This window comes from Thioalkalivibrio sp. ALJ4, assembly GCF_000377225.1.
Classification (GTDB): Bacteria; Pseudomonadota; Gammaproteobacteria; order Ectothiorhodospirales; family Ectothiorhodospiraceae; genus Thioalkalivibrio.
Genome location: NZ_KB897917.1, coordinates 48,128 through 71,213, shown reverse-complemented (window position 1 = coordinate 71,213; position 23,086 = coordinate 48,128). Strand labels below are relative to the sequence as shown.

Below are 23,086 nucleotides of genomic sequence, written 5' to 3'. Positions count from 1 at the left end.
GGGCGGGGTCAGTGCAGCGTGATGTGGGCCCCGGTGATGTGCGGCCCGGTATCAGGTAATTCGATCTCGATCGCATAGCGGTGACCCGCCGCCATCGGTGCCTGAAGGTTGGCATGGCCGTCCGCCGGATGGAGTCGCCAATGGCCGCGGGGTGTCCCCAGTCGGTCCGACAGCCAAACGTCTATGACCGGCCATCCCTGTTGCAGTGGGCTTTCCAGCTCAAAGCGCATGGACAGGTCTCCCGCGTTGGCGAGGTGCAGATCGGGGGAGGAGACGCGGATGCGTTCCGGTTCGCGCCCAGGTTCCCATGGCGGGCAGAGATCCTCGACCCGCGGGGTGGCACAGAGACTCGCCCGGGCGTCGTCCAGTCCGCTCCAGGCCCCCGGGGGCACCGGCGGCGCCAGCAGGAGTTGCAGGGCGAGGAGGGCGAGCAGCAGGAGGGCCAGAAAGGCAGCGAAGGCCCGCCCCGGGCGTCGTCCCGGAAATGCCGTGGTCTGCCCGGGGCGGGTATCGATATCGAGTTCCAGTGTCTGGCGCCGGGGGCTGCGCTCGATATCCAGGGAGGCAGTGTGGCGCACCGCCGAGATGCCGGGGCCGGTTGCCCGTTCGCCGGCGCCGCCGATCTCGAGTGCCACGAACAGCGCAAAGTCCGCACCGCAGGCATCACAATGTGCCCGGTCCAGTCGTAGCTCTTCGCCGCGGGTCAGGGTGTGGGCAACCCCACAATGGGGACAGCGGGCGAGCATCGCGAGGGGCTCCGGTCAGCCGTGCCAGAAGACCGGTCGCGGGCGCATACGCTAGCGCCGGCGCCCGCTGAGCAGGGCCCAGCCCTCGCGGGTGTCCTCGATCCCGATGTCGAAGGCGTCCGCGTAGGCCGCCATGACCTCGTCGGCCTGGCGCTCCAGCAGGCCGGCCAGCAGCAGGCGTGCCCCCGGGCGGGCCGCGCGGGCCAGTTCCGGGGCGAGGTCGATCAGGGGCTTGGCCAGGATGTTGGCAATAACCAGATCAAAGCCGGCATTGGGTACCGGGTGATCGGTCAGTCCGACCTCGATCCGGTCCTCGGAGATGTCGTTTTCCGCCGCATTGCTGTAGGTGGCCTGGACGGCCTGGCGGTCGATGTCGGTGCCCACCGCATGTCGTGCCCCCAGCTTCAGCGCCGCGATCGCGAGGATGCCGGAGCCGCAGCCGTAGTCGAGCACCTGCTGGTCGCGTGGCGGGTTCGCCGCCAGTGATTTCAGGCACATCGCGGTGGTCGGGTGATTGCCGGTGCCAAAGGCCAGGCCCGGGTCGAGATGCACGAACACGCCATCCTCGACGTCGGGCGGGGTCTCCCAGGAGGGCACGATCCACAGCGGGCCCCCGCAGTGGATGGCGCCCAGGCCATCGAGCCCCGCGCGCACCCAGTCCTGATCCTCGATCGCGACCACGGAGATGGATTCCGGCGCCGGCTGGAGTCGCTCAAGCGAGGCCGCGGCCAGCTCGGCCTGGGTGGCGTCGGCGAACACGGCCTTCAGGCACACGCTGGACCAAAGCGGATGGGTACCCAGCGGGGGCTCGAACAGCGGCTCGTCGGCGCCGTCGTGGAGCTCCACGCTGACGGCGCCAAGCTCGAACAGGGCATCCTCCAGGGGCTCGGCCTGCTCCGGGGCAATCTGGCACTGCAGCTCGGCGAGGCTCATCAGGTCAGCGACTTCAGCTTCTTCTCCAGGTAGTGGATATCGGTCCCACCGTTCTGGAAGTTCGCATCATTCATCAGCTCGCTGTGCAGGGCGATGTTGGTCTCGATCCCGTCGATCACGATCTCGCCGAGCGCGCCGCGCATGCGGGCGATTGCGATCTTGCGGTCAAACCCGTGGGCGATCAGCTTGCCGATCATCGAGTCGTAGTAGGGCGGCACCGCGTAGCCGTTGTAGATGTGGGTGTCCATGCGGATGCCGAGCCCGCCCGGGGCGTGATACTGCTGGATGGTGCCCGGGCTGGGGATGAACGTGGCCGGGTTCTCGGCGTTGATGCGGCACTCGATCGCGTGCCCGCGGATCTCCACCTGATCCTGGGTCAGGGACAGCGGTTCGCCCGCCGCGATGAGAATCTGTTCGCGCACCAGGTCGATACCGGTGACCTGCTCGGTCACCGTGTGCTCGACCTGCAGCCGGGTGTTCATCTCGATGAAGTAGAACTCGCCGTTCTCGTACAGGAACTCGAAGGTCCCGGCGCCGCGGTAGCCGATCTCCTGGCAGGCCCGCACCAGCCGCTCGCTCATGGCCTGACGCTGTTCGTCGGTGATGCCCGGTGCCGGGGCCTCCTCGATCACCTTCTGGTGGCGGCGCTGCATCGAGCAGTCGCGCTCGCCCAGGCAGATGGCGTTGCCGTGGCTGTCGGAGAGGATCTGGAACTCCACGTGGCGCGGGTGCTCGAGGTACTTCTCCATGTACAGGGTGTCGTTGCCGAACCCCTGCTGGGCCTCGTTGCGGGTCAGCGAGATCGAATGCAGCAGCGCGCCCTCGGTGTGCACCACGCGCATGCCGCGGCCACCGCCGCCCGCGGCGGCCTTGATGATCACCGGGTAGCCAATCTCGCGGGCCAGCGCCATGTTGGTGTCGGCGTCGTCGGTCAGCGCGCCGCCGGAGCCGGGCACACAGGGGACGCCGGCATCCTGCATCGCCTGCTTGGCCGAGACCTTGTCGCCCATCAGGCGAATCGTCTCGGCGCGCGGGCCGATAAAGGCAAAGCCCGAGGACTCCACGCGCTCGGCGAAGTCCGCGTTCTCCGACAGGAAACCGTAGCCGGGGTGGATCGCGCCGGCATCGGTGACCTCGGCCGCGGCGATCAGCGCGGGGATGTTCAGGTAGCTCTCGCCGGAGGCGGCCGGCCCGATGCAGACCGACTCGTCGGCCAGGCGCACGTGCTTCAGGTCGCGGTCGGCGCTGGAGTGCACCGCGACCGTCGCAATGCCCATCTCGCGGCAGGTGCGCAGGACCCGCAGGGCGATCTCGCCGCGGTTGGCGATCAGAATCTTTTCAAACATGCTCGGACCTGTAGGCAGCGAAGTCGGGGGGCGTCAGCCGATGATGAACAGGGGCTGGCCGTATTCCACCGGGTTGCCGTTCTCGACCAGGATGTCGCGGATGGTGCCGGCTTGGTCCGCCTCGATGGGGTTGAGCATCTTCATCGCCTCGATGATGCACAGCGTCTCGCCGACCTCTACCGTCTGGCCGACCTCGACAAAGGGCTTCGCGCCGGGACTCGGGGCACGGTAGAAGGTGCCGACCATCGGCGCGGTGACCGGGTGGCCGTCCACTTCCGGCGCCGCCGGTGCCGCGGCCTCGCCCGCCGGGGCGGCCGGGGCGGCCGGGGCGGCGGCCGGTGCCGGGGCGGGCATCGCTGCCGGGGCGGCGGCCACGGCGGAGCCGCTCGGCGAACGGGTGATGCGCACCGATTCCTCGCCTTCGTGGATCTCGATCTCGTGGATGCCGCTCTCGTCGAGCAGATCGATCAGTTTCTTGACCTTGCGAATATCCATGGGGTGTCTATGACTCCTTGAGGGCCGCGATTGCCGCGTCCAGTGCCATCCGGTAGCCGATGACGCCGAACCCGCTCAGGGTGCCGGCGGCGACATCGGCCAGGCGCGAAGTATGACGAAACGCCTCGCGCGCGTAGATGTTGCTGATGTGAATCTCGTAAAACGGGATGTCGACGCCCAGCAGGGCGTCGCGCAGGCTTACGCTGGTGTGCGTCAGGCCGCCCGGGTTGATCAGGATGCGGCGTACGCCCTCGCTGCGTGCCGCATGGATGCGGTCGATCAGCTCGCCCTCGTGGTTGCTCTGAAAGCAGGCCAGGGTCTCCCCGGCGGCCTGGGCGTGCGCAGTCAGGTCGGCCTCGATGTCCGCCAGCGTATGGTGCCCGTACCGCTCCGGCTCCCGCTGTCCCAGCAGGTTCAGGTTGGGGCCGTTGAGTAGCAGGATAGAAGGCATGATGGGCGGAATCGGCTGCGATCCTGTCGTGAATGGACGCGATTGCACCAAAAATGGAAGGTGCATCGAATGAACGGGATTCTGCCGTACCGGTGGTGCGAGTGTCCAGCCAGACAGGCGTTTTTTGCCCGGGCTCGTGTGATGGGCGACTGCGATATGCCGATGGGTTGGGGCAGCCGTTCGAGCTTCGAGAGATTCCGGGCGAACGGTGCGTTTCGCAGGGCTCAGCGCACCCTAGGTCGCGCCGATGTCACGGTAGGATGCCGATGAGCGCAGCGAATCGCATCAACGGCGGCCGGCGGGTGGCTCCAGGCGCAGGCCGCGGACCTCGCCTAGGGCGCCGCCGGCACGCAGGGCGGCGGCGAACGGGGACTGGCGCGCCGGTTCGCCGTTGATGCTCTCGATGGTGACGCCGCGGCGCTTCGGCAGCCAGCGGCTCCCGGCGAGCTGGCGGATGGCCTCGGTGACGAGGGCGGCGTGCTCCTCCGCGGTGTCGATGCCGGGGATGGTCTCCCAGACGAACAGCTGGCGACCGGAGGCGGCCAGGTACAGCAGCGGCTGGCCGCCGGCCAGCGCGACCAGCGCCCCGGCCACGCGGCGCAGGCGGCCCTCGGCCGCTTCCGGCGGCTGTGGCCAGGGCAGGAGCTGGCCCCAGGGGCTGGCCGGGTCGACGCTGGCCAGCCACTGCGGTTCGGGGGTGTCGTCGGCCGCGCGTTCCAGGGCGCGCAGGCGGTCCACCGCGCCGGCGCGGGCGAACTGCGCGCCGGTCAGGCCCTCGACGAAGTGGCCGCGGCGCAGCTTGCCGGCGTCCTCCATCGCGCGGTAGACGGGATACACGCGCCCGAAGCCGCCGGGCAGGCCCTCGGCGCGGGCCATCTCGCGGCTGACCACACCGTAGCGGGCCAGCAGGTTCTCGGCCTGTTCGCGGGCGCGCTCGGTCAGCGACACGCCGGGGTCGATCAGCTCGGCGACTCGTGACCAGCGCCCGCCCGCCAGACCCTGTCCCGGGCGTCGCCGGCCGCGCGCGGAGGTCCTGCGCTGGCCCAGGCTGCGCAGCGGCGCGAAGGTGTCGTTGGTGATCTGCCCGGCCCAGACCAGGTCCCAGATCGCGGCTTCGATCGCGTCCTGGCGGGCATCCGGCTGCGCCGTCCGGGCCGCGCGTTCCAGCTCCAGGTAGAAGCAGGCGCCGCGCTGGTCCAGGGTGTCCAGGATCGCCTGCGCCAGCGGGTCGTCGCTGGCGGGGGTATTCGTGGCATCGGCCTCCGGTTCCAGCAGCACCATCGCCTGTTCGCGGCGCAGGAAGCGGACCCGCCCGTTGCGCTGGCCCAGCGCACCACTGCCCACCCAGACGAACTCCCCGGAGGCGGTGATGCGGTCGAGCGCATCCAGCGAGAAGTCGCGCACCCGCATCGGCAGTACGTGGGCGGTCCAGGCGGACCAGGGCAGGGCGATGCCCTCCAGTTGCGTCAGCGTGTCGCGCAGGGCGCCGGCTCCGCGGCCGGGCTCGGTCAGGCCCTGCCAGGCGGGCAGGAAGCGGCCCAGCGCACGGGCATCGACCGCGGCCGCCTCGTCGCGCAGCCGCGCCAGGGTGCGGCGTTTCAGTCGCCGCAGGATGTCCAGTTCGCACCAGTCCTCGCCGGTGCCCTGCGGGCGGATCTCGCCGCGCAGCAGTACGCCGGCGCGCTCCAGGCTCTCGAGCGCCGGCAGCAGTGCGCCCGGCGCGAGGCCGTAGCGAGCGCCCAGGTCCTCGTTGCGGAAAGGTCCGTGGGTACGGGCGTAGCGGCGCAGCAGCTGTTCCAGCGGGCGCTGCGGCGGTTCCAGGAAGGTGGCGGGCAGGCCGGGCGGGGGCACCACGCCGAGGGCATCGCGGTAGAGCGCGGCGTCCTCGGCCGCGATCCAGCGCGACTCGCCGGCGATGCGCACCTCCACCGCGCGCAGGGACCGGGCGAGCTGTTCCAGCCACGGCCCCGGTGCCTCGGCACAGGCGGCCGCCACTTCGTCCGGGCTCAGGTCCCCGCGCCGGCGCAGCAGGTCGTGCAGGGCGTCGGCGTCCGGCACCCGGGTCGCCTCGGTGGCGTGCGCCAGCTCGGCCTCCAGCTCGGCCAGGGCCTCGGGGTCGATCAGTTCGCGCAGCTCGGCCTGGCCCAGCAGTTCGGCCAGCATGCCGCGGTCGAGCGTGAGCGCCTGGGCCTTGCGCTCGGCCATCGGCGCGTCCTGCTCGTAGATGTAGGCCGCGACATAGGCGAACACCAGGCTGCGGGCGAACGGGGAGGCCTGCGGCGTCTCCACCTCGTGCACGCGGATGCGGCGTTCCTGCACGCCGCGCAGGATCTGGCGCAGGGCGTCCAGGTCGAACACGTCGGCCAGCACCTGGCGGTAGGTCTCCAGCACCACCGGGAAGCTCGCGTACTCGCGCACCGAGGCCAGCAGTTGCTGCGACTTCAGGCGCTGCGCCCACAGCGGGGTGCGCTGGCCGGGGCGGTTGCGTACCAGCAGCAGGGCGCGTGCCGCGTTCTCGCGAAAGGCGCTGGCGAACAGCGTGGAGTGGCCCAGCTCGCGGGTGACCGCCTCCTCCAGCTCCTCCGGGTCGGGGAACAGGCTGTCCAGCTCGGGCAGGTCCTCGCTGTCGGCCAGGCGCAGCACGATGCCGTCGTCGGTGTACATCACCTGCACCTCGAAGCCGGAGCGGCTGGTCAGCGCGCTCTGCAGGGCCAGCGCCCAGGGGGCGTGCACGCGCGCGCCAAACGGGGTCAGGATGCAGACGCGCCAGTCGCCGACCTCGTCGCGGAAGCGCTCGACCACGATGCGCTGGTCGGAGGGCAGCTGTCTGGTGGCCTCGCGCTGCTCGTCGATGTAGTCGCTGAGGGTCTCGACCGCCGCCTCCGACAGTGGCGCGTGTTCCCTGAGCCAGGTCGTGCGTTCGGCGCGGTTCATGCGGGCCAGCCGCTCGGTCGCGGCGCCGATGGCCTGGCCGAGCTGGATCGGGCGGCCGGGGCCGTCGCCATGCCAGAACGGCAGCTTGCCGACCTCGCCGGGGGCGGGGGAGACGAGCACGCGGTCGCGGGTAATCGCCTCCACGTGCCAGGTGCTGGCACCCAGGGTCACGTTCTCGCCGGTCTTCAGCTCGAACACCATCTCCTCGTCCAGTTCGCCGATGCGCGGCCCGCCCTCGCCGACATGCACGCCGTACAGCCCGCGGTCGGGGATGGTCCCGGCGTTCAGGCGCGCGGCGAGAGCCGCTCCTCGGCGCGGGGTCAGCTCGTCGCGGGCGCGGTCCCAGGCGAGCCAGGGGCGCAGGTCGGCAAAGTCGGTGCTCGGGTAATGGCCGGAGAGCATGTCCAGCGTGGCCTCGAGCAGCGCCCGCGACAGCTCGCGCCAGGGTGCGGCGCGGCGGACCAGCGCGTGCAGCTCGTCCACCGTGCGCGGGCGTTCGCAGACCATCGCGACGAGTTGCTGGGCCAGCACGTCCAGCGGGTTGTGCGGGGCGTGGATCGGTTCCAGCGCGCCGGCCTGCATGCGCTCGCCGATCACCGCGCATTCGAGCAGGTCGCCGCGAAAGCGCGGCAGCAGCAGCGAGCGCGAGACCTGGCCCACGCCGTGCCCGGCACGCCCGGCGCGCTGCAGCCCACGGGCGACCGCGCCGGGGGATTCGACCATGATCACCAGGTCCACCGCGCCCATGTCGATGCCCAGTTCCAGCGAGCTGGTCGCGACGATGCCGCGCAGGCGCCCGGTCTTCAGCCGGCCCTCGATCTCGGCGCGGCGCTCGTGGGACACGCTGCCGTGGTGAGCGGCGACCAGATCCTCCACCGGTTCGGCATCCTCCGGCTGCTGCTCGCGCCAGGCCTCGTTGATGCGCTGGACCAGACGCTCGCACAGCCCGCGGCTGTTCACGAACACGATGGTGGAGCGGTGCTCCAGGATCGCGGCCAGCAGGCGCGGCTCCAGGCGTGCGGCGCGGTCGCCGCCAGCGGCGGGGAGCTGCCCGGTGCCCTGGCTGTACACCGCGCCGAGGATGGAGCCGGACGGGATCGGGCCGGACGAGGGGGGCGTCGTATCCGGGCCCTCGACGGTCGGCGCTGCGTGCGCGGCGGGCGGCTCCTCGGGGGCGAGGATCTCCAGGTCCAGGCGCGGGGGCTCGGCGGCGTCGATCACCTCCACCTCGCGGTCGCCGCCGAGGAAGCCGCGCGCCACCTCCACCGGGTGCACGGTGGCGGACAGCCCGATGCGCTGCGGGTCCTTGTCGCAGCGCTCGGCCAGGCGTTCCAGCGACAGGGCGAGATGTGCGCCGCGCTTGTTGCCGGCCAGCGCGTGCACCTCGTCGATGATCACCGTGTGGACGGATTCGAGGTTCTCGGCGGCCTGCGAGCCCAGCAGCAGGTACAGCGACTCCGGCGTGGTCACCAGGATATCGCCGGGTTCGCGCGCCTGAGCGCGGCGCTCGGCCTGCGGGGTGTCGCCGGTGCGGATATGGACCACTGGCTCGCGCGAGGCATCATCGCCCAAGCGCGCGGCGGTCTGCGCGATCCCGGTCAGCGGGGCGCGCAGGTTGCGTTCGATGTCGGTGGCCAGCGCCTTCAGCGGCGAGATGTAGAGCACCGAGTAGCCGCGACGGGCATCCGGGGCGGGCTCGCCGGTCAGGCGATCAATGGCGCTGAGGAAGGCGGCGAGGGTCTTGCCGCTGCCGGTGGGGGCGATCAGCAGGCAGTGATGGCCGGCCCGGATCGCGGGCCAGCCGCGCGACTGGATCGCGGTCGCCTGCCCGAAGGCCTCGCCGAACCAGGTATCGGTCGCGGGGCGAAAGGGCGTGACCGGCATCGGCTCGGGCGTAGCGGGTCAGGCGTGGCCGACGGTGGTGTCGGTGGTGGCGTGGAAGTAGTCGCTGTCGCGCGCCAGCTCGTCAATCAGCTCGTGCAGCATGGCCAGACGGCTCTCGGCGTCCGCGAACGGGGCGCAGTCCTCGCACAACGGATCGCCGCAGGGCTGGCGGCTGTACAGCCAGAAGTGCACGGCACCGGCCAGCAGGCCGTCGGCGACGTCGCCGGTCTCGGTGGCCTGGCCGTCATCGGCGAGCCGGTTCGCCAGCTCGATCAGGTGCTGGGCGGCGTTGTTGTAGGTCTGGTCGGCGGTGTCGTTCATGGGATCTCGGGACAGTCTTGTTTCAGCCAGCGCCAGCCCGTTTGGCCGGCACAGAACCCGATAGTTTACCGCGACTGGCCGATATTCCGAAGAAACAGGGGAATATGCCGCTCTTCCGGCGACAGGCCGCCGTGGGCGCCGACGAAGAACGGCCCCTCGTCGTCGTCCGGTGGGTCCACCAGGTAGGCGTCCTCCGCGGGCAGCAGCAGGTAGTCGCCGGCGCGTGCCCGCAGCTCGGGGTGCTCACGGTCATGCCCCGGCGGCAGGCCCAGCGTGCCGGGCCCCAGCCAGTCAGCGGCGGGGACTGCGGCTACGTCCGCGCCGAAGGCGGCGTCCAGGGCCGTCAGGAAGTCCGTGTCGCGTCCTTCGCGCACATGGGCGATGGCGGCACGTGGCTCGCCGGTCAGGCGGTGGCGCAGGCAGGCCTGCACCGCCGGGTGCTCGCGCAGGTCCAGGCGGCGTTCCATGGTACGCATGCCGTGGTCGGCGGTGGTCAGGAACACGCTTTCCGGGCGCTGGATCTGCGCGCAGGTCGCGGTGTAGGCCAGGTCCAGCTGCTTCAGGTGGCGCTCCACCTCCGGGCTTTCCGGGCCGTATTGGTGGCCCAGGTGGTCGAGCTCCGACCAGTAGACGTAGGTGAAATGCGGCCCCGGGGTCGCGTTCACGTGCGCGGCCACCCGCGCCGGCAGTTCGGACAGGTCCTCGAAACCGATGAACGCGGCGGAGCTGTTCATCATGCGGTTGTACGGGGTGCCGCCGATCCAGTCCGGGCCGATCATGGTGGTGTGGCAGCCGAGCCGGTCGACCAGGCGGTCTGGCTGTACGCGGCCGGTCAGCTCGCGGTAGCCGAGCGTGGCCGGGCGGTCCTCGGCGTCGCGCTCCTGGCCCATCAGTACCGTCAGCGTGCGTTCGGCGGACGGCAGGCGGGTGTGCCAGCCGAGCAGGCCGTGCTGCGCGGGCGTGCGCCCGGTCAGGATGCTGGTGATCGCGGTGGCCGTGGTGCTGGGGAACACGGTCTCGAGGTCGGTTACGTAGTCCGCGCCCAGCAGCGGTGTATGGCGGCGATAGCGGGTGGCAAAGCCGTCGATCAGCCACAGCACGATGTGGCGGTCCGGCCCCAGGTGCTCGGATACGCCCGGCAGCGGCGGGTGGCTGGCCGCCGGTTTCAGGCTGGCCTCAATCTGGCCGAGCAGGTCCATCAGCCCCGGCGCTTCCAGCCGAGCGCGCAGGATGTGGTCGACGGCCGATTCGGGCGCGGGGATCTCTGTTAGCGGCAAGGGATCAGGCCTTGCCGCCGTCGCCACCCATGCAGGGCGGGGAGTCGGCGACCTTGCCGGCGCGCTCGAACCACTGGTCTGGGTCCAGCGTGTGCAGCGCCAGGGCGTGGATGCCACCGGCCAGTTCGTCGGCCAGGGCCTGGTTCACCAGCCGGTGCCGCGCGATCAGCTTCTGGTCACGAAAGGCCTCGGACACCACCGTGACCTTGAAATGCGACTCCGAACCCGGCGGCACGTTGTGCATGTGGCTCTCGTTCACCACCTCCAGATGCTCGGGCGCAAAGCGCTCCTCCAGCTTCCGGGTAATGGTCTCCTGCATGGTCATGGATACTTCCTGACAATTGGATTCAACACGTGCAGTGTTTCGCCGAGCAGCGGCGATGTCCAGAACCGCCATCCGGCGGGCGGGATGCAGCAGGGTCAACGCGAATAGGAGGGGCTATGGGGCAGACGCTGGCGTTTGATGTGTACGGGACGCTGATCGATACGCAGGGGATTGCGGCGACGCTCGAGGGGTGGATGGGCGACCGGGCGCCGGTGCTGGCGCGGGCCTGGCGCGAGAAGCAGCTGGAGTACACCTTCCGGCGCGGGCTGATGGGGGCGTACGCGGATTTCGACACCTGCACCGAGCAGGCGTTGCGGTACTGCTGCGAGGCACTGGGTGTCGCGCTCGAAGCGGAGCAGGAGGCGGAGCTGTTGCGGCGCTATCGAGAGCTCCCGGCCTTCGCCGATGCAGGGCCGGCCCTGGACGAGCTGCGGGCGGAGGGACACCGTCTATTCGCGTTCTCCAACGGGACGGCCGAGACGGTTATCGGGCTGCTGCGGAACGGCGGGCTGGCGGATCGCTTCGAGGATCTCGTCAGCGTGGACGAGATTGGCTGCTTCAAACCGGACCCGCGCGTGTACCGGCATTTCCTGCAGCGGGCGAATGCGCTGCCCCAGCAGGCATGGCTGGTTTCAGGCAACCCCTTCGACGTGATCGGTGCGCAGGCTGCGGGCATGCGCACGGTCTGGCTTGACCGGGCGCGGCAGGGCCTGTTCGACCCCTGGGGCAAGGAGCCCACGGCCACCATCGGCGGCCTGGACGAACTGTCCGGGGCACTACGTTAGCCGGGGTCTTGCCGTCGGCAAATATTCCTGCTGGAGCGGCCTATTGGCGCCCGGTGGTTGCGCTACGATGGAGATCGGGCCGCCGCCGGGAGAGGAGCGTGAGCCAGCAGGTCAAGCAACGGGTCGCGCCCGCCGCGGAATCGCCCTTGATCCGTCCGGCCACGCTGGAGGATCTGGAGGCGCTGGTGGCGCTGGAGGATGCGGCGTTCGAGATCGATCGCATCTCGCGGCGGCAGTTTCGCTACCTGCTGACGCGCGGACATGCGGCGACGCTGGTGGCGGAGGGACCCGGCGGGGAGGGCTTGCTCGGCTACGTGATGCTGCTGTTCAGCCGTGGTACCTCGCTGGCGCGGCTGTACTCGATTGCGGTCAGCGCGCGGGCGCGCGGCCAGGGGCTGGGCCGGCGCCTGGTGGAGGCGGCGGAAGACGCGGCGCGCCAGCACGGGCGGACCGATCTGCGTCTGGAGGTGCGGCGCGACAATGCGGCCAGCCTGGCCCTGTTCCGCGGGCTCGGGTATCGCGACTTCGGCACCATCGACGACTACTACGAGGACCACATGGATGCGCTGCGGCTGCAGAAGTCGCTGGCGACCGGCCCCGATCCGGCGCTGGTACGCGCCCCGTACTACGCGCAGACGCTGGAGTTCACCTGTGGCCCGGCTGCGCTGATGATGGCGATGCGCGCGGTGGACCCGGCGCTGAAGCTGGACCGGCGCCTGGAGCTGCGCCTGTGGCGCGACGCCACCACGATTTTTATGACCTCGGGCCACGGCGGCTGCGGGCCGTACGGGCTCGCGCTGGCGGCCACCCATCGTGGGTTCGAGGTGGAACTGCTGGTGCGCGATCGCGGGGTGGCGTTCGGGGATTCCGTGCGCAGCGCGGAGAAGAAGGAGGTGATGCAGCTGGTGCAGGAGGACATGGTCGAGGAGCTGGAACAGCTCGGGGTGCCGGTGGTGCACGGCCCGGTGAACGTGTCCCAGCTGGAGGCGCGCTTTGGCGAAGGCGGGGTGCCAGTGGTTCTGATCAGCAGCGTGCGGCTGTATGCCGAGCGCTTCCCGCACTGGGTCACGGTGACGGGTTTCGACGAGCGCTTTGTCTACGTGCATGACCCGTTCGTGGACGTGGAGCAAGGGGAGCGCGCGGTGGACTCGGTGAACATGCCGATCGCGCGTGCGGACTTCGAGCGCATGGCGCGCTACGGCCGCGCGGGCCTGCAGGCAGCGGTGATCGTCGGCCCGCGCCGGGCGGCGGAGGGCGCGCATGCCTGAGCACCGCATCCTGGTCGAGCGCCGGGCGGACTGGAAGCCGCACTTCCCCGACCTTCCGGTCATGGCCATCGACGACTACCTGCGCGGCCCCGCTGCCGACGACCCGGCCACCCTGCGTGTGATCAACCTGTGCCGCAGCCAGCGTTACCTGTCCGCCGGGTACTACGGCTCGCTGCTGGCGGAGGCGCGCGGGCACCGGGTGATCCCCAGCGTGCGCACCCTGCAGGACCTGTCGCGCAAGTCCATCTACAGCCTGGATACCGAGGAGCTGGACGAGCGCGTGGCGCGCGTTCTGGGCCGCAGCCGCCAGGGCGCGCAGCCCGAGCGCCTGGAGCTGACCGTGCTGTTCGGCCAGTGCGACGAGCCGGCACTGCAGGAGATCGCCGGCCAGCTGTTCGCCCTGTTCCCCGCGCCGATGTTCCGGGTGGAGTTCCGGCTGCAGGGACGCTGGCAGATCCACGCCCTTCGCCCGTTCGCGCTGAACGCGCTGGAACCCGAGCAGGAGCCAGCCTTCTTCGCCGCGCTGGAGCGCTACCTCTCCAAACCCTGGCGCCGCCGCCGCGGGGCACGCAGCGCGCGCTACGAGCTGGCCATCCTGCACAACCCGGACGAGGCGATGGCCCCGTCCACGCCGGCCACGCTCAAGCGCTTCGCCCGCGCCGGGCAGGAGCAGGGGATGGATGTCGAGCTGATCCAGGCACGCGATCTGCCACGGCTGGCGGAGTTCGACGCCCTGTTTATCCGCGAGACCACGGCCATCGACCACTACACCTATCGCTTCGCGCGCAAGGCCGAGGCCGAGGGCATGGTGGTGATCGACGACGCCGACTCCATCCTGCGCTGCACCAACAAGGTCTACCTGGCCGAACGCCTTGCCGCCCATCGTGTGCCGACGCCAAAGACCGTGATCCTCAACCGCGAGACCATCCTGCGTGCGGAGGAACAGATCGGCTATCCCGTGGTGCTCAAGATCCCGGACGGCAGCTTCTCGCGCGGGGTGTTCAAGGCGAACGACCGCGCCGAGCTGGAATCCATTGCCCGGCGCCTGCTGAAGGAGAGCGATCTGATCCTCGCCCAGGAGTTTGTCTACACCGAGTTCGACTGGCGCATTGGCGTGCTCAACCGCCAGCCGCTGTACGCCTCGCAGTACCTGATGTCGCGCAAGCACTGGCAGATCGTCAACCACGACGCCAAGGGTGGCCCGCGCGAGGGCGGCTTTCGCACGCTGGCACTGGCGGACGTTCCCGCCGCCGTGGTCAAGACGGCCGTCAAGGCCGCCAACCTGATCGGCAATGGCCTCTACGGCGTCGATCTCAAGCAGACCCCGCGCGGCGTGATGGTCATCGAGGTCAACGACAACCCCAACCTCGACGCCGGCATCGAGGACAAGGTCCTCGGCGAAACGCTCTACACCACCCTGATGCAGGACTTCGTCCGCCGCCTCGACGCCGCCCGCCGCCACCGCGCCGCGCCCTGACGTGGCGCGTTGAACGGCGTTACGCTATACGCCATTGGCGTACAGACCGGATGAAGAAGCGTCGTAGGATGTGATGAGCGAAGCGAATCGCATCGGGGGATGCACCGAGCGGGGAAGTGGTGCGTTTCGCTGCGCTCAACGGCAGCCTGTGGGTGCAGGATGTTGCCTACCCGCGTCGGGAGGTGTTCAGGCTACGGCCTCGGGCGGTTCCTGCAGCGGGTCGTGGAGTTCGAGGTCGACCATCAGCTCGTTGGCCAGGGCCTCCAGGTCATCCTGCAGTGTGTGCAGGTCCAGGTCCTCGGGAACGCCCAGGCGGGCCATCGCGCGGAACATCGGCTCGCCGGTCATCGAGCCCGGCTCGCAGGCGGTCTCCAGCGTCTCGACACTTACGCCGTGGTGCGAGAGCACGGCGGTAATGTCCTGCACGATTCCCGGTCGGTCGTGCCCGATCAGGTCCAGCACCACCGGATGCCGCGCCGCCGGCGGCAGTTCGCTGCCCCGCTGGATATGCACCTGCAGCCCGTCGCCTTCGAGCCCGCGCAGCGCGGCCTCCAGCGCGTCGGCGTTCTCGGTATCCACCTCCAGCAGTACCACCCCGGCAAACTGCCCGGCCAGATGTGCCATCCGACTCTCCAGCCAGTTGCCGCCCGCCGCACGTGCCCGGGCCGCTACCGCGCTGACCAGTCCCGGGTGGTCCGGTCCGATGAGCGTCAGAATCAAAGATGTCTTCATGGTCGATCTCCTGTTGCCGCTGGGGCAGGACAGTCCATGGTAAGCCAAGTGACGCCTGTTGGGTGTACTCGCGGTGCCGGGTGGGTGTGCCGAGCGTTGAGCACCTGCGGGGCAGGGGGTACTGTGGGGCGCCCAGACCGCACGGGCGCTTGATGGCCACCGATCGCCAACCTCAGCACGAGGCAGTCTCCACCGGGCTGGACGGCCTGGATCGGGTGCTCGACGGACTGCGGATCGGCGACAACGTGGTCTGGCGGGTCGATGACATCGCGGACTACCGCCGCTTTGTCCGGCCGTTCGTGGCCGCCGCCCGCGCCCAGGACCGTTCCATCATCTATCTGCGCTTTGGCGCGCATGCGCCGCTGGTGGAGCCGGGCCCGGGCATCGAAGTGGTCGCCATCGACGCGTTACGCGGCTTCGAGCCGTTTACCCGCCATGTGTTCCGCCTGATCACCGAGCATGGTCGCGGCGCCTTTTATCTGTGCGACTGCCTCTCCGACCTGCTGGAGGCCTGGGCCACCGACCACATGGTGGGCAACTTCTTCCGCGCCATCTGCCCCTATCTGTACGAGATGGATACGGTGGCCTGGTTCGCGCTGCATCCGCACAGCCATTCGCACACCACGCTGTCGCGCATCCGCGAGACCACGCAGGTGCTGATCGACGTGCGCCGCGCCGGCGAGGCGGTGCATGTGCAGCCGGTGAAGGTGTGGCAGCGCAGCTCGCCGACGATGTTCCTGCCGCACCGTCAGCACGGTACGCAGTTCGTGCCGGTGGTGGACAGCAGCGAGGCCACGCGGCTGCAGGCGTTGCTGGAGGAGCAGCGCCCCGGGCAGCCGCACGGCCGGCAGCTACTGGACTACTGGGACCGCCTGTTCCTCGCCGCCTCCGATGCGCTGGCGGAGGGGGCGCCGGCGGCCGACCGTGCCCGGGTGCAGGACGAGATCCTGCGGGTGCTGATCGGCCGCGACGAGCGCCTGCTGGAACTGGCGCGGCGTCACCTCGGGCTGGAGGAACTGCTGGCGGTCCGCAGCCACATGGTCGGCAGCGGCTACATCGGCGGCAAGGCTGCGGGCATGCTGCTGGCGCGGCGCATGCTGCTCGCGCAGGACCCGCAGCGCTGGAGGCGGGCGCTGGAGCCCCACGACTCGCACTTCATCGGGGCGGACGTGTACTACGCCTATCTGGTGCACAACGGCTGGTGGCCGCGGCTGATGCGCCAGCGCACCGCGGAGGGTTACTTCGACGAGGCGCGCAGCCTGCGCCGGGACATGCTGCACGGCGAGATCCCGCCGGAGGTGCGCCGCGAGCTGGAGCGGGTGCTCGACCACTACGGGCAGTACCCGATCCTGGTGCGTTCCAGCAGCCTCCTGGAAGACGGCTTCGGCAACGCCTTTGCCGGCAAGTACGAGAGCGTGTTCTGCGTAAACCAGGGCAGTCCCGGCGAGCGTCTGGCGCAGCTGGAGGACGCCATCCGCCGGGTCTATGCCTCGACCATGAGCGACGACGCGTTGAGCTACCGCCAGCAGCGTGGCCTGATGGATCAGGAAGAACCCATGGCGCTGCTGCTGCAGCGGGTCAACGGCCGCTACCACGGGCACTACTACCTTCCGGACGCCGCCGGGGTCGGGGTCTCGTGGAACACCTTCGTCTGGGACGGCGCGCTGGATCCGTCCGCCGGGATGCTGCGCCTGGTGCTGGGTCTGGGCACCCGCGCGGTGGACCGGGTCGCGCGCGACCATGCCTGCGTGGTGGCACTGGACCAGCCCGAACGGCGGCCGTTTCGCAGCCCGGAGGAGGCGTACCGCTATTCGCAGCACGCCGCCGACGTCCTCGACATCCAGGCCAACCGCGAGGCCGTCGTCCCCATCCAGGAACTGGCCGAGGCCGCGCCGGACCTGCCCCTGAACCTGCTCGGCGAGGTCGACCGTGAGGCCCGCCGCCGCGCCCGCGAACAGGGGCGCGAGGAGCGCTTGTGGCGGGTGACCTTCACCCCGCTGCTGCAGCGCACCGGCTTCGCCCCGCTGATGCGCGACCTGCTCAAGACCCTGGAGGCCGCCTACGCCCACCCGGTGGACGTCGAGTTCACTGTGCACCTCGACGCCGAAGGCAACGCCGGCGTGAACCTGGTGCAGTGCCGGCCGCTCGCCACCCTGGGCAGCGACCGGCCGGTGGAACTGCCCGGGAAGGTCGACCCGCAGCGGCTGCTGTTCTCCAGCCAGGGCCGCTTTATGGGCGGCAATCTGGACCTTGCCATCGACCGCGTCATCCGCGTGGACGGCGCACGCTACGCCGAGCTGCCCCGCCCGCAGAAATACGCCGTCGCCCGCCTGGTGGGCGCCCTCAACCGCCAGTACGCCACCCCTGGTGACTGCACCACGCTCCTGATCGGCCCCGGCCGCTGGGGCACCAGCACCCCCGAACTGGGCGTGCCCGTGCGCTTCGCCGATATTGACCGCGTGCGCATACTGGTGGAGGTGGCCGACCCCGATGCCGGCATCGTCCCCGACCTCTCGTTCGGCAGCCACTTCTTCCAGGACCTGGTGGAGGCGCGGATCGCCTACGCCGCGCTGTTCCCCGCCGAGGCGGACTGCGAGTACCACCCCGCCTGGCTCGACCGGCACCCCGCGCACACGCCCGAGGTCAACATCGGGGACCCTGTGGACCCCGCGGTACTCGCAACGGTGCAGGTCCATGACACCCGCGACGCCGCCCTGCGGGTGGTCGCCGACGTGGTGCAGCAGCGCCTCGTCTGCTTCCGGGCCGGCTCGACTTTGACGGGTACGGGGTGACGGATCTGTTCCGTCGCCGGAACGAGTCAGTCGGCGTAGATCATGCGGCGGGTCATGCCGCCGTCGGCGGTCCATATCTGGCCGGTGACGAAGCCGGCGTCGGGGCCGAGCAGAAAGGCGGTGAGGGCCGCGATGTCGCCGGGCTGGCCGACGCGCCCGGCCGGATGCTGGGTGTGGTCCTGTGCGGACAGCGGCTCGGCCTGTTGCTGCTCGGGACTGCGGGTGTCGATCCAGCCGGGGCGGATGGCGTTGACGCGGACCCCCGGGCCGGCGCTGATCGCCAGGGCGTGGGTGAAGGCGTCCAGTCCGCCCTTGCTCGCGGCGTAGGCCTCGGTGTCCGGTTCTGACTGCAGGGCGCGGGTGGAGCTGATGTTGACGATGGCGCCCCGGCGGCGGTGCAGCAGCGGCAGAGCATGCTTGGCGAGCAGGAAGGCGCCGGTGAGGTTGGTGTCCAGCCAGCGCTTCCAGTCGGCGAGTTCCAGCTCTTCCAGTGGTCCGGAGTGCGGGTCGCTGATGCCGGCGTTGTTCACCAGGGCATCCAGGCCGCCGTGCCATTCTTCCGTGCGTCGCACCGCCTCGCGGACCTGTTCCTCGTCGCGGACATCCAGCGTGATGGCCCGGGCGGTGGGGCCCAGCCGCGTGGCGGCCCGTTCGCATTCGGGGCCGTCGATATCGGCCAGCACGACCTGCCAGCCATCCTGCACCAGGCGCTTGGTAATGCCGAGGCCGATCCCGAGCGCCGCGCCGGTGACCAGCGCGACGCGTTGCGACCCGCTGTCCGGGGGTTCAGGCACCGGCGGTTTCGGGCAGGTTGTAGAAGGCGGTGGCGGTGGCGGTCGTGTGGGCGGCGAGGTCTTCCGGAGTCTCGTCGCGCAGGTGGGCCACGTATTCGCCGATGTGGGGGAGGAAGGCGGGTTCGTTGCGCCGGCCGTTGCCGATCTTCTTGCCGCTGCCCTTCGGCAGGGTGCGTGGCAGGAGGTAGGGCGCGTCGGTCTCGATCATCAGGCGGCCGCGCGGGATGCGCGGCACCAGCGGGTGCAGGTGGGTGCCGCGGCGTTCGTCGCAGACCCAGCCGGTGATGCCGATGTGGCAGTCGAGGTCGAGGTATTCCGCCAGGGCATCGGCCTCGCCGGTAAAGCAGTGCACCACAGCGGCCGGCAGCTTGTCGCGCCAGCGCCGCAGGATCTGGGCGAAGTCGTGGTGGGCGTCGCGCTCGTGCAGGAATACCGGCAGGCAGAGGTCGGCGGCCAGCTCCAGCTGGGCCTCGAAGGCGATGCGCTGCTGCGGGCGCGGCGAGTGGTCGCGGTTGTAGTCCAGCCCCATCTCGCCCATGGCGACGACGTTGGCGTCCGCGCGTGCGAGGTCACTGAACCGCGCGGCGATCGCGTCGGTCCACTGCTTTGCCAGGTGCGGATGCACGCCCAGCGTGGCGCGGCAGCAGTCCGGGTACTGGTCGGCGATCTCCAGGCACTTTTCGCTCTGATGGGCGTCGGCGCCGGTGATCAGCATCCAGGACACGCCGGCCTCGCGGGCGCGTTCGAGGACCTCGTCGCGTTCCTTGTTGAAGGATTCGTGGGTGAGGTTGAAGCAGATATCGATCCATTCCATGCGCGGTATGCTAACGGATTGTTGTTGTGGTGCCAGTTTCCGGCGCTGGTCGGGGTACAAGTCGGGGTTCGGTCGAGAGATTGCCGCGTCGCCTTCGGCTCCTCGCAATGACGGGAAGAGACGGTGTCATCGCGAGGAGCGCAGCGACGTGGCGATCTCTGTGAGGAACCCCGGTGGTTGGGCCGAGAAACGTGGGGGGTGATGGATGGAGGTTGCCGCGGCGCCTGCGGCGCCTCGCAATGACGTTGCCTTTGTCGGGGTTTAGCGTTCGTGCTTGCCGGGCGTGATACGTGTGGAAAGCGATTGATGACTGGAGTTTGGAATGCGTGATGCGAGTCCCCAGGCGGTTTATCTGAGCGATTACCAGCCGCCGGCGTTTGTGGTGGAGAGCCTGGAGCTGGACTTCGACCTGGCGGCGGCGGCGACCGAGGTGACCACGCGCATGGCGGTGCGGCGCAATCCGCAGGCGGCGGAGCCGAACGGAGCGCTGCGGCTGTACGGCGATGGCGTGGAGCTGGCGTCGTTGACCGTGGATGGTGCGGAGCCAGGCGAGGGCATGCTCGAGAAGGATGGCGATGGCCTGCTGCTGCACGGCCTGCCGGAGGCGGCACGGCTGGAGATCGTCAGCCGCTGTCACCCGGAGCAGAACACCGCGCTGGAAGGCCTGTACGCCTCCAGCGGCAATCTATGCACCCAGTGCGAGCCGGAGGGTTTTCGCCGCATCACCTTCTTCCCCGACCGCCCGGATGTGCTGACCACCTACCGCGTGCGCCTGGAGGCGGACCGGGCGCAGTACCCGGTGCTGCTGGCCAATGGCAACCGCGTGGAGGCCGGCGAGCTGGACGGCGGGCGCCACTACGCGGTGTGGGAGGATCCGTTCCCCAAGCCGTCGTACCTGTTCGCACTGGTCGCCGGGGATCTGGCCTGCCAGCGCGACACCTTCACCACCCTGTCCGGGCGCGAGGTGGCGCTGGAGCTGTATGTGGAGGAGCACAACGCCGATCGCTGCGATCACGCGCTGGCCTCGTTGAAGCGGGCGATGCGCTATGACGAGGAGGCCTTCGGCCGCGAATACGATCTGGACGTGTACATGATCGTCGCGGTGGACGACTTCAACATGGGGGCGATGGAGAACAAGGGGCTGAACCTGTTCAACGCCAAGTACGTGCTGGCCAGCCCCGACACCGCCACCGACAGCGACTTTGTCGCCATCGAGTCGGTGATCGCCCACGAGTATTTCCACAACTGGTCCGGCAACCGCGTGACCTGCCGCGACTGGTTCCAGCTGTCGCTGAAGGAGGGGCTTACGGTCTTCCGCGACCAGGAGTTCACCACCGACTGCACTCTGTTTGGCGTCAAGCGCATCGACGATGTCGCCATGCTGCGCGCCTTCCAGTTCCCGGAGGACGCCGGACCGCTGGCACACCCGGTGCGCCCGGACCACTACGCCGAGATCAACAACTTCTACACCCTGACCGTTTACGAGAAGGGCGCGGAGCTGATCCGCATGCTGCGCACCCTGATCGGGCGCGAGACCTTCCGCCGCGGGCTGGACCTCTACTTCGAGCGCTTCGACGGCCAGGCCGTGACGATGGACGACTTTGTCGCGGTGATGGCCGAGGCCAGCGGTCGCGATCTCTCCCGCTTCAAGCGCTGGTACACCCAGGCCGGCACGCCGCATGTGACCGCGAGTACCGCCTTTGACGGCCCCGGTGGTCCCGCCCGCATCACGCTCGCGCAGGAGACCCCGCCAACGCCCGGGCAGGACCACAAGGATCCGCTCGTGATCCCGGTGCGCATGGCCTTTCTCGATGCCCAGGGGCGGCGGATCCAGGCCCTCCGCGAGGGCGACGCCGCCGAGTGCGACGAATGGGTTCTGGAGCTGGATGCCGCCGAGCACACCTTCTGCTTCGAGAATCTGTCTGCCGAGCCGGTCGCGATCTCCTGGCTGCGCGGCTTCTCCGCCCCGGTGATCCTGAACGCCAATCAGGGCGTGGACGAACTGGCTCACCTGCTGGCGCACGACGACGACGCCTTCGCCCGCTGGGAGGCGGCGCAGACCCTGTTCCGCCGCGCAATCCGTGCGCGCATCGAGGATGACGCCGCCGACTCCGCGCTGGAGGCCGCCATCGAGCACGCCCTGCATGCCCTGATCGAGGCCCCGGCGATCGAGCCGGTGCTGCTGGCGACCATCCTGCAGCTGCCGCCCACGCGCGAGCTGGCCGAGCTGTTCGAGCGCGTCGACCCGGTGCGCCTGCGCATGGAGCGCGACGACCTGGAGAAGCGCCTCTATGCCCCGCTGGCGGGTGCGATGCAGCAGATCCAGCCGAAGCTGGACGATGTGGACAACGGCGCCTTCACCGCCGAGGCGATGGGCCGGCGCCAGCTGCGCAACCGCCTGCTGGCGCTGCGCGTGGCGGCCGGCGACCAGGCTGCGGTGCCCGAGGCCCTGGCGCAGTACCAGAAGGCGCGCAGCATGACCATGCGCATGGGCGCGCTGAATGCGGTGAACGAGCTCGATCACGAGGCCCGCCAGGTGCTGCTGACGGACTTCGAACAGCGCTACCGCGACGACCCGCTGGTGCTGGACAAGTACTTCGGGCTGCAGGCCGGCAGTCAGGTCCCGGGCGGCTTCGAGCGCCTGGACGCGCTGCTGGAGCACCCGGGGTTCCGCTGGACCAACCCGAACCGGGTGCGCGCGGTATTGGGGCCTTTCATGGCGCGCAACGAACGCCACTTCCACCAGGAGGACGGCGCGGGCTACCGCCGCATGGGCGGCTTCGTCGAGAAGCTGGATGCGATGAACCCGCAGACCGCCGCGCGCCTGGCTCAGCCGCTGACCCGCTGGCAGAAGGTGGACAGCGCCCGCGGCGAACAGATGCGCGCGGAACTCGAGCGCCTCGCCGCGCTCGAACTGTCGCGCGACCTGCGTGACGTGATCGAACGCGCGCTCGCGTAGGAGGCCAGCCCCCTGGCCGATGGGGTGCAGGAATGGCCCCGGCCGCCCAGGGCACCAACAGGGCCAGCCCCGGATTTGTAGGAGGCGAGCCTCTCGCCGATGGGGCGCTGGTCTGGTCCCAATCGGCCAGGGGGCTGGCCTCCTACAGGGATGGCGCCCAAGGGTGTGGGTTGTGGTATGTTGCCGGCCGATTGCTGGGCCGAGATGCCCCCAAACGAGATTTGGCTGACGTGAAACGGGTCTTCCATCGACTGCTGTGCTGGATGCTGGTGCTGGCGATCGCCGGCCTGCCGGCGCTTGCGGCCGTCGCGAGCGAGGGCGACGGTCACGCCGGGCATGCGATGCACGGGGCCCAGTCGCAGGGCGACAAGGCGGCGGATCACGCGGACCATGATCATTCGCATGATCACGCGCACGGCGACCACCATGATCACCATGCGCAGGACGATCATGCCGATACCCGGCATGGCGGCGATCACGCCCATGAAACATCCGATTCCTCTGACGCCAGCGGGGTGATCGTGCACGCGGATTGCGTGGACGCGGCCTGTCTGGCGAGTTGCTCGGCCTGCAGCCACTGCCAGGGCATGCCGTCCATCACCGGGATGCACCTGCTGACCCCGGTCACGCAGGCCATGAGCCTGTATTCCTTCCAGAGCGGTCCGCCTGCGGCCGCGTTGTACCGCCCCCCCATCCTCTCCTGATCTGACTACCGGCCCGAGCGCCGGGGCTGTCCGCACGTCCGGGTTCCAC

The 23,086-nt window shown here is 69.9% G+C and carries 18 protein-coding genes; 6 read left to right on the top strand and 12 right to left on the bottom strand.

The window, feature by feature from the left end:
* Window positions 1-8: 8 nt before the first annotated feature.
* The 9 genes from C936_RS0100320 to C936_RS0100280 all read right to left on the bottom strand — a co-directional run bounded on the left by C936_RS0100320 (window position 9) and on the right by C936_RS0100280 (window position 10,712).
* Window positions 9-746 (bottom strand): hypothetical protein, encoded by a 738-nt coding sequence (locus C936_RS0100320; protein WP_018174871.1) that lies wholly within the window; start codon window positions 744-746, stop codon window positions 9-11.
* A gap of 51 nt (window positions 747-797) precedes the next feature.
* On the bottom strand, window positions 798-1,679 hold the full coding sequence (prmA, locus tag C936_RS0100315; RefSeq protein ID WP_018138958.1) for a 50S ribosomal protein L11 methyltransferase: 882 nt from the start codon (window positions 1,677-1,679) through the stop codon (window positions 798-800).
* On the bottom strand, window positions 1,679-3,025 hold the full coding sequence (gene accC, locus C936_RS0100310; protein ID WP_018174870.1) for an acetyl-CoA carboxylase biotin carboxylase subunit: 1,347 nt from the start codon (window positions 3,023-3,025) through the stop codon (window positions 1,679-1,681). Before accC ends, prmA begins: the two co-directional genes overlap by 1 nt.
* A 33-nt stretch (window positions 3,026-3,058) precedes the next feature.
* Window positions 3,059-3,520 (bottom strand): acetyl-CoA carboxylase biotin carboxyl carrier protein, encoded by a 462-nt coding sequence (accB, locus tag C936_RS0100305; RefSeq protein ID WP_018174869.1) that lies wholly within the window; start codon window positions 3,518-3,520, stop codon window positions 3,059-3,061.
* Between the two features lie 7 nt (window positions 3,521-3,527).
* The gene (gene aroQ / locus C936_RS0100300) at window positions 3,528-3,971 is read right to left on the bottom strand and encodes a type II 3-dehydroquinate dehydratase (protein WP_018174868.1); all 444 of its coding nucleotides are present in this window, start codon (window positions 3,969-3,971) and stop codon (window positions 3,528-3,530) included.
* A gap of 285 nt (window positions 3,972-4,256) precedes the next feature.
* A complete protein-coding gene (locus C936_RS0100295) occupies window positions 4,257-8,789 on the bottom strand; it encodes a DEAD/DEAH box helicase (protein WP_018174867.1) in 4,533 nt (1,510 codons plus the stop codon).
* A gap of 18 nt (window positions 8,790-8,807) precedes the next feature.
* Window positions 8,808-9,110 (bottom strand): hypothetical protein, encoded by a 303-nt coding sequence (locus tag C936_RS0100290; RefSeq protein ID WP_018138962.1) that lies wholly within the window; start codon window positions 9,108-9,110, stop codon window positions 8,808-8,810.
* 65 nt (window positions 9,111-9,175) lie between these two features.
* The gene (locus tag C936_RS0100285; RefSeq protein ID WP_018174866.1) at window positions 9,176-10,309 is read right to left on the bottom strand and encodes an alkaline phosphatase family protein; all 1,134 of its coding nucleotides are present in this window, start codon (window positions 10,307-10,309) and stop codon (window positions 9,176-9,178) included.
* Window positions 10,310-10,391: 82 nt separating this feature from the next.
* Window positions 10,392-10,712: a BolA family transcriptional regulator gene (locus C936_RS0100280; protein WP_018138964.1), complete on the bottom strand. Its 321-nt coding sequence runs from the start codon at window positions 10,710-10,712 to the stop codon at window positions 10,392-10,394.
* A gap of 116 nt (window positions 10,713-10,828) precedes the next feature.
* Between C936_RS0100280 and C936_RS0100275 the strand changes: the two genes are divergently transcribed.
* The 3 genes from C936_RS0100275 (at window position 10,829) to C936_RS0100265 (ending at window position 14,242) form a co-directional block, all read left to right on the top strand.
* Complete coding sequence (locus C936_RS0100275) at window positions 10,829-11,497, top strand: haloacid dehalogenase type II (protein WP_018174865.1); 669 nt, start codon at window positions 10,829-10,831, stop codon at window positions 11,495-11,497.
* A 98-nt stretch (window positions 11,498-11,595) separates the two neighbouring features.
* Window positions 11,596-12,765: a GNAT family N-acetyltransferase/peptidase C39 family protein gene (locus tag C936_RS0100270; protein WP_018174864.1), complete on the top strand. Its 1,170-nt coding sequence runs from the start codon at window positions 11,596-11,598 to the stop codon at window positions 12,763-12,765.
* Window positions 12,758-14,242 (top strand): RimK family protein, encoded by a 1,485-nt coding sequence (locus C936_RS0100265; RefSeq protein WP_018174863.1) that lies wholly within the window; start codon window positions 12,758-12,760, stop codon window positions 14,240-14,242. Before C936_RS0100270 ends, C936_RS0100265 begins: the two co-directional genes overlap by 8 nt.
* A 186-nt stretch (window positions 14,243-14,428) precedes the next feature.
* Here the strand turns inward: C936_RS0100265 and C936_RS0100260 are convergent, their stop codons facing one another.
* On the bottom strand, window positions 14,429-14,974 hold the full coding sequence (locus tag C936_RS0100260) for a glycine cleavage system protein R (protein WP_018138970.1): 546 nt from the start codon (window positions 14,972-14,974) through the stop codon (window positions 14,429-14,431).
* A 152-nt stretch (window positions 14,975-15,126) separates the two neighbouring features.
* Here C936_RS0100260 and C936_RS0100255 point away from each other — a divergent pair, with 152 nt between their 5' ends.
* A complete protein-coding gene (locus C936_RS0100255; RefSeq protein ID WP_018174862.1) occupies window positions 15,127-17,766 on the top strand; it encodes a PEP/pyruvate-binding domain-containing protein in 2,640 nt (879 codons plus the stop codon).
* Window positions 17,767-17,792: 26 nt separating this feature from the next.
* Here the strand turns inward: C936_RS0100255 and C936_RS0100250 are convergent, their stop codons facing one another.
* Together C936_RS0100250 and C936_RS0100245 are read right to left on the bottom strand one after the other, a co-directional pair.
* Window positions 17,793-18,560, bottom strand: coding sequence for an SDR family oxidoreductase (locus C936_RS0100250; protein ID WP_018174861.1), 768 nt, complete (start codon window positions 18,558-18,560; stop codon window positions 17,793-17,795).
* The gene (locus tag C936_RS0100245) at window positions 18,553-19,374 is read right to left on the bottom strand and encodes a TatD family hydrolase (protein WP_018174860.1); all 822 of its coding nucleotides are present in this window, start codon (window positions 19,372-19,374) and stop codon (window positions 18,553-18,555) included. The genes C936_RS0100250 and C936_RS0100245 overlap by 8 nt, the downstream gene beginning before the upstream one ends.
* A gap of 322 nt (window positions 19,375-19,696) precedes the next feature.
* Between C936_RS0100245 and pepN the strand changes: the two genes are divergently transcribed.
* Both pepN and C936_RS0100235 read left to right on the top strand, forming a co-directional pair.
* Window positions 19,697-22,333, top strand: coding sequence for an aminopeptidase N (gene pepN, locus C936_RS0100240; RefSeq protein ID WP_018174859.1), 2,637 nt, complete (start codon window positions 19,697-19,699; stop codon window positions 22,331-22,333).
* Between the two features lie 263 nt (window positions 22,334-22,596).
* Window positions 22,597-23,037, top strand: coding sequence for a hypothetical protein (locus tag C936_RS0100235; protein ID WP_051074787.1), 441 nt, complete (start codon window positions 22,597-22,599; stop codon window positions 23,035-23,037).
* The last annotated feature ends 49 nt before the right edge of the window (window positions 23,038-23,086 follow it).

What these genes read in the sequence shown, in the direction of transcription:
- pepN (WP_018174859.1), top strand. Translation starts at nt 19,697, where the DNA reads ATGCGTGATGCGAGTCCCCAGGCGGTTTATCTGAGCGATTACCAGCCG.
- C936_RS0100280 (WP_018138964.1), bottom strand. Translation starts at nt 10,712, where the DNA reads ATGACCATGCAGGAGACCATTACCCGGAAGCTGGAGGAGCGCTTTGCG.
- aroQ (WP_018174868.1), bottom strand. Translation starts at nt 3,971, where the DNA reads ATGCCTTCTATCCTGCTACTCAACGGCCCCAACCTGAACCTGCTGGGA.
- C936_RS0100255 (WP_018174862.1), top strand. Translation starts at nt 15,127, where the DNA reads ATGGCCACCGATCGCCAACCTCAGCACGAGGCAGTCTCCACCGGGCTG.
- prmA (WP_018138958.1), bottom strand. Translation starts at nt 1,679, where the DNA reads ATGAGCCTCGCCGAGCTGCAGTGCCAGATTGCCCCGGAGCAGGCCGAG.
- C936_RS0100290 (WP_018138962.1), bottom strand. Translation starts at nt 9,110, where the DNA reads ATGAACGACACCGCCGACCAGACCTACAACAACGCCGCCCAGCACCTG.
- C936_RS0100275 (WP_018174865.1), top strand. Translation starts at nt 10,829, where the DNA reads ATGGGGCAGACGCTGGCGTTTGATGTGTACGGGACGCTGATCGATACG.
- accB (WP_018174869.1), bottom strand. Translation starts at nt 3,520, where the DNA reads ATGGATATTCGCAAGGTCAAGAAACTGATCGATCTGCTCGACGAGAGC.
- C936_RS0100285 (WP_018174866.1), bottom strand. Translation starts at nt 10,309, where the DNA reads ATGGACCTGCTCGGCCAGATTGAGGCCAGCCTGAAACCGGCGGCCAGC.
- accC (WP_018174870.1), bottom strand. Translation starts at nt 3,025, where the DNA reads ATGTTTGAAAAGATTCTGATCGCCAACCGCGGCGAGATCGCCCTGCGG.
- C936_RS0100265 (WP_018174863.1), top strand. Translation starts at nt 12,758, where the DNA reads ATGCCTGAGCACCGCATCCTGGTCGAGCGCCGGGCGGACTGGAAGCCG.
- C936_RS0100320 (WP_018174871.1), bottom strand. Translation starts at nt 746, where the DNA reads ATGCTCGCCCGCTGTCCCCATTGTGGGGTTGCCCACACCCTGACCCGC.
- C936_RS0100245 (WP_018174860.1), bottom strand. Translation starts at nt 19,374, where the DNA reads ATGGAATGGATCGATATCTGCTTCAACCTCACCCACGAATCCTTCAAC.
- C936_RS0100260 (WP_018138970.1), bottom strand. Translation starts at nt 14,974, where the DNA reads ATGAAGACATCTTTGATTCTGACGCTCATCGGACCGGACCACCCGGGA.
- C936_RS0100235 (WP_051074787.1), top strand. Translation starts at nt 22,597, where the DNA reads ATGCTGGTGCTGGCGATCGCCGGCCTGCCGGCGCTTGCGGCCGTCGCG.
- C936_RS0100295 (WP_018174867.1), bottom strand. Translation starts at nt 8,789, where the DNA reads ATGCCGGTCACGCCCTTTCGCCCCGCGACCGATACCTGGTTCGGCGAG.